This window comes from Mesorhizobium sp. B1-1-6 (genome assembly GCF_006443035.1).
Lineage (GTDB): Bacteria > Pseudomonadota > Alphaproteobacteria > Rhizobiales > Rhizobiaceae > Mesorhizobium.
Genome location: NZ_VFWR01000003.1, coordinates 210,946 through 225,329, shown reverse-complemented (window position 1 = coordinate 225,329; position 14,384 = coordinate 210,946). Strand labels below are relative to the sequence as shown.

Below are 14,384 nucleotides of genomic sequence, written 5' to 3'. Positions count from 1 at the left end.
GGCATGCGGGAATGCGGCGCACCCTAGCATTGCTGCGCCGCTGGCGGCGGGCCGAAGGCCTGTCGTCAAACAGAAAACCGGGAAGCGTCGTGCTTTCCGGTTCGGCCGCCATCATTCTTTTGGCCTTCGCCACGGGCGGGTCCGGCTCGCAGCAGCCCGCCAATTTCGCCGCCACGCGCACCGACCTCAGCCCGAAGGATCAGGCGCGCGTCACAGCCGTTACCAGGCCGACCAAGGACTTCTCGAAACCCGAGCAGTTCGAATTGATGCAAGGCGGCGCCGGCACATCCAGGAAGGACGTCAACCGCGATTCCTTCTCGCAATCGTCGGCCAACATCACCTTCGAGGAAGAAGGCACCTTCAAGCTGGGCAACGCCCTGTTCCGCAAGAATTGGGTGTCGTCGCCGTCCTCGACGCAGGCTTCCGACGGGCTCGGACCGCTGTTCAACGAACGCGCCTGCCAGAACTGCCATCTGAAGGACGGCCGCGGCCGTCCGCCGCAAGGCACCGGCAGCACGTCGATGTTCCTGCGGCTGGCGCGAGAGGCGAGCACCGAGGAGGAGAAGGCTGGGCTTGCCGACCACAGGCTGCTCAACATCCCCGATCCGGTCTACGGTTCGCAGCTGCAGGATCTTGCCGTCCCCGGCCTGCGCGGCGAGGGCCGGATGCGCGTCGACTACAGCGAGGAAAAAGTCGGGCTCGGCGACGGCACCGTGGTTTCACTGCGCAAGCCCGCTTACGCGGTCGATGATCTGGCCTACGGCCTGCTCGATCCGCGCACCACGCTGTCGCCGCGCCTGACGCCGCCGATGATCGGGCTCGGCCTGATCGAGCAGATCGCGCCCGCTGATATAATCGCCCATGCCGATCCGGACGACCGGGACGGCGACGGCATTTCCGGCAGGCCGAACATCGTGCGCGACGGCATGAGCGGCGCGCTCACCCTTGGTCGTTTCGGCTGGAAGGCGCAGACCGCGTCGATCCGCCAGCAGGCCGCGGATGCCTTTGCCGGCGACATCGGCATCTCGACGCCGGAGGAGCCCAAACACTGGGGCGACTGCACCGCCGCCGAGAAGGATTGCCTTGCCATGCCGGACGGCGTGCAGGAGCGGCTCGGTCCGGCCGAGGCGCCGGCGCCGGTCATGGACCTCGTCACCTTCTATTCGCAGAACCTGGCCGTGCCGGCGCGCCGCGACCTCGGCGCCCCGGATGTGCTCGCCGGAAAGAAACTCTTCTACGAGATCGGCTGCGTTTCCTGCCACGCGCCGAAATTCGTAACCCGCCGCGACGCGCCCAACAAGGCGCAGGCCTTCCAGCTTATCTGGCCCTATTCCGACTTCCTGCTGCACGACATGGGCCCCGGCCTTGCCGACGGCCAGGCGGTGGGCGAGGCGACGGGCAACGAATGGCGCACGCCGCCGTTATGGGGCATAGGCCTCACCGAAACGGTCAACGGCAACAATTTTTATCTGCACGATGGCCGCGCCCGCAGCCTGGTCGAGGCGATTCTTTGGCATGGCGGCGAGGGCCAGAAATCGCGCGACCGCTTCGCCGCCGCCGGCGCCGCCGACCGCGAGGCATTGCTCAAATTCCTGGAGTCCCTGTGATGTTGAAGCGTCCCGCGCTGGTAATCCTTCTTCCTCTGGCCCTGCTGGGCGTCAGCCCCGCATCGGCGGCGGTGAAGGCCACCGACGTCATCCAGCGGGCAATCGACGGCTTTGTCCGGCCGGCCTATGCCAGTCTGCACGACCGCGCGGCGGGCTTGAACAAGGCGATGCACGCGCTTTGCGAAAAACCCTCAAAGGGCGATCTCGATGCGGCACGCGCCGAATTCTCGCGCACGGTGGATGCCTGGTCGTCGGCCGAGATCATCGGGTTCGGCCCGGTCAAGGAAAACAATCGGCTGGAACGAATGCTGTTCTGGCCGGATCGCAAAAGCATCGGCCTGAAACAGGTGCAGGCGGCGTTGGCCGCCCAAGACCCGAGCGCCACCGATCCGGCACAGCTTTCCGGCAAGAGCGTCGCCATGCAGGGGCTCGGCGCCTTGGAGTTCGTGCTCTACGGTGACGGCGCCGATGCGCTTGCCGGCAAGAACGATCCCTATCGCTGCGCCTATGGTGCGGCGGTTGCCGGCAACATCGAAACCATGGCCGGCGATGTCGCCGACGCCTGGAACAAGCCGGACGGCTTTGCGGCGCGCTGGGCCAATCCGGGGCCGCAGAATCCGCTCTATCACGACGGCACCGAAGCGGTGACGGAACTGGTCGGCATCTTCATCAACGAGCTGGAAATGGTTCGCGACGTGCGCCTGAAAGGCTTCCTGGGCGGCAAGCCGGAGGCGGACAAGCCGAAACAGGCGATCTACTGGCGTTCGCAAAACACCACCAATTCGCTGGCCGGAAACCTTGCCGGCATCGACGGGCTGTTCGAGGCCTCGGAGCTCGGCGATGCGCTGCCGGCCGATGCGCGCTGGATGGCGGAATCGATCCACATCCAGCTGCTCAACGGCGTCGCCACCGCGAAGTCGGTCCAGGGGCCGATCGACATGGCGCTGGCCGACCTGGCGCTGCGCGCAAAGCTCGAGCATCTCGCGCTGATCACCTCCAGCCTGTCGACCCTGTTCGGCACCAGGCTGACCGCCGAATTCGGCCTGACCGCCGGTTTTTCCTCGCTGGATGGGGACTGAGCGTGAAAACCTCTCTCATCGATCGCCGCGATTTCCTGAGGGCCGCCGGAGCAGGCTTCGTGGCGGCGATGGCGCCGCCGGCCTGGGCAAATACGCTTGCCGCCGATGCCGTCTTCGCCACCGCCTTCGTCAAGCGCGACGGCAGCTATGGCGCCGCAATCCTGTCCGAGGCCGGCAAGCTCCTGCACGCGATCGACTTGCCCGACCGCGGCCACGACGTCACCTTCGATCCCATATCGAAGCGCTCAGTGGTGTTCGCCCGCCAGCCCGGCACCTTCGCCGTGGTCTTCGATCACGCCGGGCGCGATGAACCGCTGACCATCGCCAGCATCACCGGCCGGCATTTCTTCGGCCATGGCGTGTTCTCCCCGGACGGCGCCTTGCTTTATGCCACCGAGAACGATTTCGACAACGCGGCCGGCGTCGTCGGCGTCTACGACGCGCGGGCGAAATTCAAGCGCCTTGGTGAATTCCCGACCTATGGCATGGGACCCCACGAGCTTCTGCTCCTGGGCGACGGCAGGACGATCGCCGTTGCCAATGGCGGCATCGAGACTCATCCCGATTATGGCCGCGCCGAGCTCAACATCGCCACCATGAAGCCATCCTATGTACTCATCGACCGTGTCACCGGCGATCTGGTCGAGAAGCACGAATTGCCGGCGGCGCTGCACCAGCTGTCGATCCGCCACATGGACACCGACCAGACCGGCACCGTCTGGTTCGGCTGCCAGTACAGGGGGCCCGGCACCGACCGTCCGCTGCTGGTCGGCCGCGCGGCGCGCGGCAAGGATTTGCAGCTCCTCGACATGCCGCGGGATGTCCTGTCCGGCTTCCGCAACTATATCGGTTCCGTCGCCGCCAATCCGGTTGCCGGCACCATTGCCGTCTCTTCGCCGGAAGGCAATTCGCTTGTGGTGATCGATGCGGCGAGCGGGCGGCTCGTCTCGTCAAGCGCACTGGTCGAGGTCTGCGGCGTGGCGCCAGACGGGACGGGTTTCATGGCTACCACCGGAGCCGGCGAAATCGTCGAGGGCAATGGCGCGACACGGTCCGAACCGGACTACGTCTGGGACAACCATATGCTGCGCATAGAGCCGGCCGCATAGACACCTTCCCGCTGTGCCGGAACGAAGCCGCTTAACAAATTATGCGCTATCCCCTTGCGGTGGCGCGCTGTGGCAGGCACAGGGAATTGTTTTTCGAACCGGTCGTTTCATGAAAGTGCTCGCCATCGACTGTGCCGCCAACCTCTGCGCCGCCTGCGTCTATGATGCCGGGGCGAGGCAGGAACTCGGCCGCGCGGTGCTCGATCTCGGCAAGGGCCATGCCGAGCATCTGATGGGCGTCATCGCCGAGGCGCTGAAGGCCGGTGCAACCGCCTATGCCGGTCTTGGCGCCATCGCCGTCTCCGTCGGCCCCGGTTCCTTCACCGGCCTGCGCGTCGGGGTTTCCACGGCGCGCGGCCTGGCGCTGGCGCTCAAGGTGCCTGCAATCGGCGTGACGACGCTCGAGGCGCTGGCAGCCGAGGCGGCACGGGCATTTCCCGGGCGCGCCGTGCTGGCCGCGCTCGATGCCGGACGCGAGGAGATCCATGCCGCTCTCTATGATGAGATGTCGGTTTTGACTTACGGTCCGGCCGTGGTCACACTGGCGGATGCCGTGGCCATGGCGAGCGAGCGGTCTTCGGTGCTCGCCGGAACCGCCGCGACGCGGATCGCGGCATCCGCCGGACGCTCCTTCGACATCGGACCCGAGACGGCGACCGCGGACATTCTCACTTACGCCCGCCTGGCGGTCGCCAAGGGCGACGGCGAGAGGCCGAAACCTCTTTATCTGCGCGGCGCCGACGCCAAGCCGCAGGCCGGGTTCATACTTTCCAGGCAAGGGAAATAATGCGCATACCTTTTCTCCAGTCGCGCCGCCGCGATTACGCGCTCGAACCGCTCAGGACCACCGACAGTCCGGCGGTCTCGCTGCTGCACCTCGAGGACTTCGTCCGCCCCTGGACCGATGGCGAGTTCGCGGCCTTGCTCGAACAGGACACCGTGTTCGGCTATGCCGCGCGCGAAACCGGGCAGGGCGCCAAGCCGCCGGTCGGCTTCGTGCTGGCCCGGCTGGCGGCCGGCGAGGGCGAGATCCTGACCGTCGCGGTGGCGCGGTCGCATCGCCGCCAGGGGCTGGGCTGGCAGTTGATGGACGCGGTGCTGCGCGAACTGCACGCGCAACGCGCCGAAGCGCTCTTCCTCGAGGTCGACGAGACCAATGTCGCCGCGATCGCCCTCTACAGGCGTCTCGGATTCCGCGAGGTCGGCAAGCGCCCCAACTATTACAGGTCGCCCGAGCATGGACCGACCGGCGCGCTTGTCATGCGCCGCGATCTTCGCTAGCCAGGGTTTCGGGGTGGAGCGATGATCGGAAAAATCAGGATTTTCCTGGCGATAGGGCTGGTCGTCGCCGGTTCGCTGATCCTGGTGCCTTTGCAGGTCCTGTCGATGAAGACCGGCTGGTGGCCGGAAACCTTCATCCTCAAGATCTGGCACAGGCTGATCGTCAGGGCGCTCGGCATGCGCATCCATGTCAACGGCACGATGTCCGACCGCCGCCCCTTGTTGATTGCCTCAAATCACATCTCCTGGACCGACATCATGGTGCTGGGTTCTTTTGCCGATGTGAAGTTCATCGCCAGGGCCGACATGGAAGGCTGGCCGCTGATCGGCATGCTGTCGAAGCTGCAGCGCACCGTCTTCATCGAGCGTGAGCGCAAGCGCTCGTCCGGCGACCAGGCGAGCGAGATCGCCAACCGCATGGCCAAGGGCGATGCCATGGTGCTGTTTGCCGAGGGCTCGACGGGCGACGGCAACGTCGTCCTGCCCTTCAAGAGCACGCTGTTCGGTGCCGCCTCGATGGCGATTTCGGAGGGCGCGGCGGAGCAGGTCTTCATCCAGCCGGTAGCGATCGCCTATACCCGGTTGCATGGCGTGCCGCTCGGCCGCCGGCACCGGCCGATCGCGGCGTGGATCGGCGACGAGGACCTGATGCCGCATCTCAAAGTGCTGATGGCGGAAGGCGCGCTCGATGTCGAGGTGCATTTCGGCGAACCGATTGCCTTCGCCAAGGGGTCGAACCGGAAGGAAACGGCCAAGCTGATGGAAAGCCGCGTGCGCGAAATGATGCAGGCGGCACTGGCCGCGCCGCGCCCGAGCCGCTGAATCCCGAAGGCCCCCAGGCAGAATCGTCTGTTTTTTGTCGCGGAAAGGCGTTAGAAGCCGCCGGATGGACTTGAACACGGTTGAAAGCGACGACATCGGGACTGCGGCTGGAGAGCAGGCAGTAATTTCCGCGGCGGCGAAAAAGGTCTTCGTCAAGACTTATGGCTGCCAGATGAACGTCTATGATTCACAGCGCATGACAGATGCGCTGGCCGCCGACGGCTACACGGCGACGCAGACCATCGGCGAAGCCGACCTGGTGCTGCTAAACACCTGCCATATCAGGGAAAAAGCGGCTGAAAAGGTCTATTCCGAGCTCGGTCGCATTCGCGAGATGAAGGCCGAACGCGCCGCCGCCGGCCGCGAATTGCTAATCGGCGTCGCCGGTTGCGTGGCGCAGGCCGAAGGGGCCGAGATCATCCGCCGCTCGCCCGCCGTGGACCTGGTCATCGGCCCGCAGACCTATCACCGGCTGCCGGACGTACTGGCCAGGGTGCGCGGCGGCGAGAAGATCGTCGAGACCGACTACGCCATCGAGGACAAGTTCGAGCACTTGCCGCAGCCGAAGCGCGCCGAGGTGATCAAGCGCGGCGTCACCGCCTTTCTCACCGTCCAGGAGGGCTGCGACAAGTTCTGTACCTTCTGCGTCGTGCCCTACACCAGGGGGGCCGAAGTGTCGCGGCCGGTGGCACAGATCGTCGCCGAAGCCGAGCGCCTGGCGGAAGCCGGGGTGCGCGAGGTGACGCTGCTTGGCCAGAACGTCAATGCCTGGCATGGGCAAGGCGAAAACGGCGAGGAATGGGGCCTTGGCCGCCTTCTGTTCAGGCTGGCCGAAATTCCCGGGCTGGCGCGCCTGCGCTACACCACGAGCCACCCGCGCGACATGGACGACGAGCTGATAGCGGCCCATCGCGACCTGCCGGCACTGATGCCGTATCTGCATCTGCCGGTGCAATCCGGGTCCGACCGCATCCTGAAGGCGATGAACCGCAGGCACACGGCGGATGATTATCTGGCGCTGCTCGACCGCATCCGCGCCGTGCGGCCCGATATCGCGCTGTCGGGCGATTTCATCGTCGGTTTCCCCGGCGAGACCGAGGCGGATTTCGAGGCGACGATGGAGCTGGTGCGCCAGGTGAACTACGCCTCGGCCTTCTCGTTCAAATATTCGCCGCGCCCCGGCACGCCGGGCGCCGAGATGGCCGGCCATGTGCCGGAAGCGGTCAAGGACGAGCGTTTGCAGCGGCTCCAGGCGCTGCTTTTGAAGCAGCAGCAGGATTTCGGCTTGAGTCTCGTCGGCCGCACCATAGATACGCTGATTGAGAAGCCAGGTCGCCAGGCCGGCCAGAAGGTCGGACGCTCACCTTGGCTTCAGCCCGTTATTGTTGATGAAAAGGCCGGCGAAATCGGTGACATTATCCAGGTGCGAATCACGAAGACGGGTTACAATAGCCTGTTCGCCGAATTGGTCTGATGACCTCGGCAGATGAGGAGAGACGGTTGAGCGCAGCGGAGCTGAAGAACCTGCCCCCGGTACCGGCATCTGGGGCTTCTGACATGGCGCACATCGTACTGACTTTCGACAACAACAAGCTTGCCAGCGCCCTCTACGGCCAGTTCGACGAGAACCTCGCCCGGCTTGAGCAGAAACTGGGCGTTGACATCCGCTCGCGCGGCAACCAGCTGACCATCAAGGGGTCGGCTTCCGCCGCCGAGCAGGCCCGCCGGGCGCTCGACAATCTCTACGGCATTCTCCAGAAGGGGGTGGATATCGGCCAGTCCGATGTCGACGGCGCCGTGCGCATGGCGGTCGCCGCCGATGACCAGCTCACGCTGCCGACGCTGGAGCGCAAGGGCAAGGTTTCGGCCGCCCAGATATCGACGCGCAAGAAGACGATCTACGCCCGCTCGCTCACGCAGGATGCCTATATGCGGGCGCTGGAGCGCTCGGAACTGGTGTTCGGCATCGGCCCGGCCGGTACCGGCAAAACCTACCTGGCGGTGGCGCATGCGGCGATGCTGCTCGAACGCGGCATGGTCGAGCGCATCGTGCTGTCGCGGCCTGCCGTCGAGGCCGGCGAGCGGCTGGGCTTCCTGCCGGGCGACATGAAGGAGAAGGTCGATCCCTATCTGCGGCCGCTCTACGACGCGCTCTATGACATGATGCCGGCCGACAAGGTCGAACGCGCCATCGCCGCCGAGGTGATCGAGATCGCACCGCTCGCCTTCATGCGCGGCCGCACGCTGGCACACGCCGCCGTCATTCTCGACGAGGCGCAGAACACCACGCCGATGCAGATGAAGATGTTCCTGACCCGTCTGGGCGAGAATTCGCGCATGATCGTCACCGGCGACCCAACGCAGATCGATTTGCCGCAGAACACCAAGTCCGGCCTTGTCGAGGCGCTCCGGATTCTCGACAGTGTGACCGGCATGGTGACGGTCCGCTTCAATGAAGGCGACGTCGTCAGGCATCCCCTGGTCGCCGAGATCGTCAAGGCCTACGACCGTGACGGCAAGCTCGCCCGCGGTCTGGGGACCGAAGGCTGATTTGATCGAGCGACCTCATGGTTGAGCCCGAAACGCCGAACGGGCCGGCTCCGCCGCTGCCCGTCGACATCGATCTGACGGTCGAGGCCGGGCATTGGCCGGACGAAGCCGAGCTTGTCCGGCTGGTCGGCGCCGCCGCCGCCGCTGCATTCGCCGAGACGGGCGCCACGGGCCATTCCGAACTCAGCGTCGTTTTTTCCGACGATGCCCATGTCCAGGCGCTCAATGCCGGCTGGCGCGGCAAGGACAAGCCGACCAACGTCTTGTCTTTTCCGGCTTTTCCTTTCCCCAAGGGCGGTCCCCTGCCGCCGATGCTCGGCGATATCGTGCTGGCCGCGGAGACGGTGGCGCGCGAGGCGGGACTGGAAGACAAGCCGCTGGAGAACCATATTTCCCATCTCGTCATCCACGGCCTGCTGCATCTCATGGGCCATGATCACGAGACCGATGCCGAGGCCGAGGAGATGGAGGCCGTCGAGCGCGCCGCGCTCGCCAGACTTGCCATTCCCGATCCCTACGCGTAACTACTTCTAACCAATTGACGGACGAAGATGAACGACAAACCTGAAACTGCCGTCCGCCCCGACGCCGGCAGTGCGACCAAGGCTTCCGATACGTCGGAAGAGGGATCAAGTCCGAGTACCATTACCCCTGGCGTTGCCAACACCGGCAGCGCTGCCAGTGAGCCGTCGCCTGCCGGGCCTTCCCTGTTCAACCGCGTTCTGGGCCTGTTCAGGCAACGCAACGGAACCAGCCTGCGCGAGGAGATCGCCGGCGCGCTCGCCGAGACCACGAGCGATGTCGAATCCTTTTCGCCGGGCGAACGCGCCATGCTCAACAACATCCTGCGGCTGCGCGAGGTGCGCGTCGAGGACGTCATGGTGCCGCGCGCCGACATCGAGGCGGTCGAGATCACGACCACGCTTGGCGATCTGCTTGGCATGTTCGAGCAGTCCGGCCATTCCCGCATGCCGGTCTATGCCGAGACGCTCGACGACCCGCGCGGCATGGTCCATATCCGCGACGTGCTGGCCCATATCACCAAGATTGCGCGCGTCAGGAAAGGCCGGGCGACCAGGAAGACACCCGCCGCCACGGTTCTCGACCTCACCCAGGTCGACCTCTCGCGCACCATAGGCGAACTGAACCTGATCCGGCCGGTGCTGTTCGTGCCCCCGTCCATGCTGGCCTCCGATCTGATGGGCCGCATGCAGACGACCCGCACGCAGATGGCGCTGGTCATCGACGAGTATGGCGGCACCGACGGGCTCGTCTCGCTCGAGGATATCGTCGAGATGGTGGTCGGCGACATCGAGGACGAGCACGACGACGACGAGCCGATGATCACCCAGACCGGTGAAGGCGTGTTCGTCGTCGACGGCAAGGCCGAGATCGACGAGGTCGCCAAGATGATCGGCGGGGATTTCGCCGCCGGCGAACATGGCGAGTATGTCGACACCATCGGCGGCATGATCTTCAACACGCTTGGCCGGGTGCCGGCGCGCGGCGAGGTGGTGCAGGCCATCCCTGGCTTCGAGTTCCATGTGCTCGACGCCGATCCGCGCCGCGTCAAGCGCGTGCGCATCGTGCAGAACCAGAAGGGCGAACGTCGCCGCCGCGCCGCGGCGCGCACCGAGCAGGCTTAAGCGCCTGCGGATGACCGAAGACCCTTTCAAGCACGCCGCCTTGGGATCCGGCGTGTTCTACAGGGATCCGCGGGCCGCGCTGGATTGGCTGGAGGCAGCTTTCGGCTTCGACCGCAGCATGGTGGTCAGCGATGCCGACGGCAAGCTCGTCCATTCCGAGATGCGGTTCGGCGACTGCTACATCATTGTCGATTCCGAATGGAGCGACTACGTCGCCAGCCCGGCCTCGGTCTCGGGCAAGAACACGCAGTCGGTCTATGTCAGGCTGAAAGACGGCATTGATGCACATTGCGAGCAGGCGCGGACGGCGGGTGCCGGTATAATCCAGGAGCCGGCGGACCAGTTCTACGGCGAGCGCCAGTATCGGGCGCGCGATCCCGAGGGCCATGTCTGGACCTTCACCCAGACCATCCGCTCCGTTCCGCTGGAAGAGGCCGAACGGCTCGGCGACGTGCGCATAGAAGGGTGGCACCGCTGATCCATGTCGCCCTAAGTAACTTCGGTTTTGGGAGGAGGACATGCACAAAAACAAAGACCTAAGGCGCGTCGTCTGATCAGTTCAAACGCGATGCGCTCCAGCAGTGGTGAGTGGGTTTCACGGCAGACCACCCGAAGTTTGGAGCGCAGGCCGCGGCCTGATAAATCTGCTGCCGTGATTCGCACGACTCGGAACAATGCATGAACCGCCTGGCCGGCCGGATAATTCTGTTTTGGGGTTGGCGGCGTGCGCTCGTGGCGTTCCTCGCGGGCGCCCTGGCGGTGCTCGGCCAGGCGCCGTACGATTTCTTTGCCGCTTGTTTCATTTCGTTTCCGCTGCTGGTCTGGCTGCTCGACGGGGCGACCGGTGAGGCCTCGGGCAGCCTGTTTGCGCGGCTGCGGCCGGCCTTTGCCGTCGGCTGGTGGTTCGGCTTCGGCTATTTCCTCGCCGGCCTGTGGTGGATCGGATCGGCGCTGCTTGTAGAGGCCGACAGTTTCGCCTGGGCGCTGCCCTTCGCGGTGGTCGGCATCCCCTTTGCATTGGCCTTCTTCTACGGCTTTGCGGCCATGGTCGCCCGGCTCCTGTGGAGCAACGACATCGGCCGCATCGCGGCCCTGGCCGCCGCCTTCGGGCTGGCCGAGTGGCTGCGCGGCTTCCTGTTCACCGGCTTTCCCTGGAACGCGATCGGCTACGCGGCGATGCCGGTGCCCCTGCTGATGCAGAGCGTCTCGGTCACCGGGATGGTCGGCATGAACGTGCTCGCCGTGTTCGTCTTCTCGCTGCCGGCGCTGCTGGCGGCGCGCACGCATCTTCGTCTTGGCGTCGCGCTGCTTGTCGTGCTCGTCGCCGCTCATGCCGGCTTCGGCTATCTCAGGCTCAACGCTCCGGCCGCGCCTGAGGCCCGCACGATCAATGTGCGCATCGTCCAGCCGGCCGTCGACCTTTCGGAAAAGTGGGACGCCTCGGTGCGCGACCGTATCTTCGCCACCTTGATAGGCCTGTCGGCCAAGGCGCCGGACCCCGGCCATGAAAAGCCGCAACTGATCCTGTGGCCCGAAACCTCGGTCCCGTTCCTCCTCACCGAGCGGCCGGACGCTTTGACCGCACTGGGCGACATGCTGGACGCCGGCCAGATGCTGATCGCCGGCGTCGTGCGCGAGGAAGGCGGTGCGGCGGCCGGTGCCGGCAGCCGCTACTACAACTCCGTGGTGGCGATCAACGACAAGGGCGAAATCGCTGACGCCGTCGACAAGGTCCATCTGGTGCCGTTCGGCGAATACCTGCCTTTCGCCGACCTGCTCGATCGTTTCGGCATCGAACAACTGGTCGCTGGCCCGGTGACCTTCACGGCAGGCAATGAGCGGCATGCGATCACGCTGCCGGATGGCGTCCGCGCCTTGCCCTTCATCTGTTACGAAGTGATCTTTCCCGAACTGGTGGCGGTTGACGCAACGTCAGCGCAGCTTATTGTCAACGTTACCAACGATGCGTGGTTCGGCGATACGCCGGGTCCCTATCAGCATTTCAGGCAGGCTCAGATTCGCGCGGTGGAGAACGGGTTGCCCTTGTTGCGTGCGGCCAACAACGGCATCTCGGCGGTTGTCGACCCACGGGGGCGCATCGTCGATGCGCTGGCGATCGACGCGCGCGGGGCCATTGACGTCCGTGTGCCAATCTCGCGGCAAGCGGTCGTGTCCGCCGGCCAGCTGCGCATTAACGGAATGCTGATCATGTTGCTGTTTGCCCTGGCTGCCGTCCTGTTCAATGTAAGGCAAAGGCTACGGGTGAATTGACAGTCGACACATTAGAAACTCATACTGTAACGCCTGAAAATTTCTCGAAGCCGGTGGATCGTTCTGTTGGGGCAGTCGCCTCCGGCTTTGTTTGGGTAGGAAAAAAATCACAAAGCCGAAAAAATTCGGCGAGGAAAAAATGACAGAAGATAACAAGAAGAAACCGAATCCGATCGACATCCATGTTGGAAGTCGCATCCGGCTTCGCCGCAATATGTTGGGAATGAGCCAGGAAAAACTAGGCGAGAACCTCGGCATCACATTTCAGCAGATACAGAAATATGAAAAGGGCACCAACCGGGTCGGCGCAAGCCGCCTGCAGGCGATAGCATCCATACTCGGCGTGCCTGTCGCCTTCTTTTTCGAGGATGCGCCGGGCCAGGAGAGCCCGGCCGGCCGCGGTTTCGCGGAGGATGCTTCGATGGCTTTCGCCGTGGAATTCTGCGGCAGCCCGGAGGGCCTTCAACTCAACCGGGCCTTCGTCAAGATCGCCGACGTCAAGGTGCGTCGCAGGATCATAGACCTGGTGAAGTCGCTGGCGTCCGAAGATTCCGACTGATCCGCAACAGGACTCGACCGGCGGCATTTCGGCCGCTGGTGGTACAAAATATCGACATCGACATTCATGCCAGAAGGGCGGCACCGCTTGACGAGCGGCGCTTCGCCCCGCTAACACGTGGCGCGCCAAATCGGCAGCCTGCCGATCGTTTTTTCAAGAGGGGACACCCGTGACGCGGCAGAACTACTTCTTTACCTCGGAATCCGTTGCCGAGGGCCATCCCGACAAAGTTTGTGACCGGATATCCGACGAGATCGTCGACCTGGTCTACCGTGAGGCCAAGAAGACGGGCATGGACCCGTGGAAAGTCCGCGTCGCCTGCGAGACGCTGGCGACCACCAACCGCGTCGTCATCGCCGGCGAGGTGCGCGTTCCCGAGACGCTGCTGAAGAAGGACAAGGAAGGCAACATCCTGAGGGATGCCGCCGGCCATCCGGTCGTCAACCCGGCGAAGTTCAAGTCGGTCGCCCGCAAGGCGATCCGCGAGATCGGCTATGAGCAGGCCGGCTTCCACTGGAAAAAGGCCAAGATCGACGTTCTGTTGCATGGCCAGTCGCCCGACATCGGCCAAGGCGTCGACAATGCCTCCGACCGCCAGGGCGAGGAGGGTGCCGGCGACCAGGGCATCATGTTTGGCTATGCCTGCCGCGAGACGCCGGACCTGATGCCGGCGCCGATCTACTACAGCCACAAGATCCTCGAACTCCTGGCCGCCGCCCGCCACCAGAACAACGGCGATGCAGGCAAGCTCGGGCCGGACGCCAAGAGCCAGGTCACCGTCCGCTATATCGACGGCAAGGCCGCCGAAGCGACGCAGATCGTGCTGTCGACCCAGCACCTCGATGCGAGCTGGGATTCCAAGAAGGTGCGCAAGGTCGTCGAGCCCTATATCCGCGAGGCATTGGGTGACCTCAAGATCGCCGACGATTGCATGTGGTACATCAATCCGACCGGCAAGTTCGTTATCGGCGGGCCTGATGGCGACGCCGGGCTGACCGGCCGCAAGATCATCGTCGACACCTATGGCGGCGCCGCACCCCATGGCGGCGGCGCTTTCTCGGGCAAGGACACCACCAAGGTCGACCGTTCGGCCGCTTATGCGGCGCGCTACCTGGCCAAGAACGTTGTGGCGGCGAAACTTGCCGACCGCTGCACCATCCAGCTTTCCTACGCCATCGGCGTCGCCCAGCCCTTGTCGGTCTATGTCGACCTGCACGGCACCGGCAAGGTCGACGAGGCAAGGCTCGAGGAGGCGCTGCGCACTGTGATGGACCTGTCGCCGTCCGGCATCCGCCGCCACCTCGACCTCAACAAGCCGATCTACGCCAAGACCTCGTCCTACGGTCATTTCGGCCGCAAGGCCGGCCGCGACGGATCTTTTTCCTGGGAAAAGACCGATCTCGCCAAGGCGCTCAAGGATGCTGTCGCTGCCTGAGGGCGGCGACAGGACCTTGATCAGC

At 64.8% G+C, this 14,384-nt stretch carries 14 protein-coding genes; all 14 read left to right on the top strand.

Translation table 11 applies throughout. The features are described from left to right. Positions 1-11: 11 nt before the first annotated feature. The 14 genes from FJ979_RS07715 to metK all read left to right on the top strand — a co-directional run bounded on the left by FJ979_RS07715 (position 12) and on the right by metK (position 14,359). Complete coding sequence (locus tag FJ979_RS07715) at positions 12-1,607, top strand: di-heme oxidoredictase family protein (protein ID WP_140580442.1); 1,596 nt, start codon at positions 12-14, stop codon at positions 1,605-1,607. After that, complete coding sequence (locus FJ979_RS07710; protein WP_140580440.1) at positions 1,607-2,686, top strand: imelysin family protein; 1,080 nt, start codon at positions 1,607-1,609, stop codon at positions 2,684-2,686. The genes FJ979_RS07715 and FJ979_RS07710 overlap by 1 nt, the downstream gene beginning before the upstream one ends. A 2-nt stretch (positions 2,687-2,688) precedes the next feature. After that, a complete protein-coding gene (locus FJ979_RS07705) occupies positions 2,689-3,795 on the top strand; it encodes a DUF1513 domain-containing protein (protein WP_140580438.1) in 1,107 nt (368 codons plus the stop codon). Between the two features lie 109 nt (positions 3,796-3,904). Continuing rightward, positions 3,905-4,582: a tRNA (adenosine(37)-N6)-threonylcarbamoyltransferase complex dimerization subunit type 1 TsaB gene (tsaB, locus tag FJ979_RS07700; protein WP_140580435.1), complete on the top strand. Its 678-nt coding sequence runs from the start codon at positions 3,905-3,907 to the stop codon at positions 4,580-4,582. Beyond that, on the top strand, positions 4,582-5,076 hold the full coding sequence (gene rimI / locus FJ979_RS07695) for a ribosomal protein S18-alanine N-acetyltransferase (RefSeq protein ID WP_140580433.1): 495 nt from the start codon (positions 4,582-4,584) through the stop codon (positions 5,074-5,076). Before tsaB ends, rimI begins: the two co-directional genes overlap by 1 nt. 21 nt (positions 5,077-5,097) lie before the next feature. Then, positions 5,098-5,898 carry a lysophospholipid acyltransferase family protein gene (locus tag FJ979_RS07690; protein WP_140580430.1) on the top strand — a complete coding sequence of 267 codons (801 nt, stop codon included), beginning with the start codon at positions 5,098-5,100 and terminating at the stop codon, positions 5,896-5,898. 64 nt (positions 5,899-5,962) lie between these two features. Next, a complete protein-coding gene (miaB, locus tag FJ979_RS07685; RefSeq protein WP_140580428.1) occupies positions 5,963-7,372 on the top strand; it encodes a tRNA (N6-isopentenyl adenosine(37)-C2)-methylthiotransferase MiaB in 1,410 nt (469 codons plus the stop codon). Between the two features lie 83 nt (positions 7,373-7,455). Next, complete coding sequence (locus FJ979_RS07680) at positions 7,456-8,448, top strand: PhoH family protein (RefSeq protein ID WP_246679290.1); 993 nt, start codon at positions 7,456-7,458, stop codon at positions 8,446-8,448. Between the two features lie 17 nt (positions 8,449-8,465). Further along, positions 8,466-8,972, top strand: a complete 507-nt coding sequence (ybeY, locus tag FJ979_RS07675; RefSeq protein WP_140556718.1) for an rRNA maturation RNase YbeY — start codon at positions 8,466-8,468, stop codon at positions 8,970-8,972. Between the two features lie 27 nt (positions 8,973-8,999). After that, entirely contained in the window at positions 9,000-10,094 is a 1,095-nt protein-coding gene (locus tag FJ979_RS07670; RefSeq protein ID WP_140496806.1) for a hemolysin family protein, read from the top strand. Between the two features lie 10 nt (positions 10,095-10,104). After that, positions 10,105-10,572, top strand: a complete 468-nt coding sequence (locus tag FJ979_RS07665; protein ID WP_140580424.1) for a VOC family protein — start codon at positions 10,105-10,107, stop codon at positions 10,570-10,572. A gap of 200 nt (positions 10,573-10,772) precedes the next feature. Next, positions 10,773-12,365 (top strand): apolipoprotein N-acyltransferase, encoded by a 1,593-nt coding sequence (gene lnt / locus FJ979_RS07660; protein WP_140580423.1) that lies wholly within the window; start codon positions 10,773-10,775, stop codon positions 12,363-12,365. Positions 12,366-12,504: 139 nt separating this feature from the next. Then, entirely contained in the window at positions 12,505-12,924 is a 420-nt protein-coding gene (locus tag FJ979_RS07655) for a helix-turn-helix transcriptional regulator (RefSeq protein WP_140496800.1), read from the top strand. A 169-nt stretch (positions 12,925-13,093) separates the two neighbouring features. Next, positions 13,094-14,359 carry a methionine adenosyltransferase gene (gene metK / locus FJ979_RS07650; RefSeq protein WP_140496798.1) on the top strand — a complete coding sequence of 422 codons (1,266 nt, stop codon included), beginning with the start codon at positions 13,094-13,096 and terminating at the stop codon, positions 14,357-14,359. Positions 14,360-14,384: the final 25 nt, after the last annotated feature.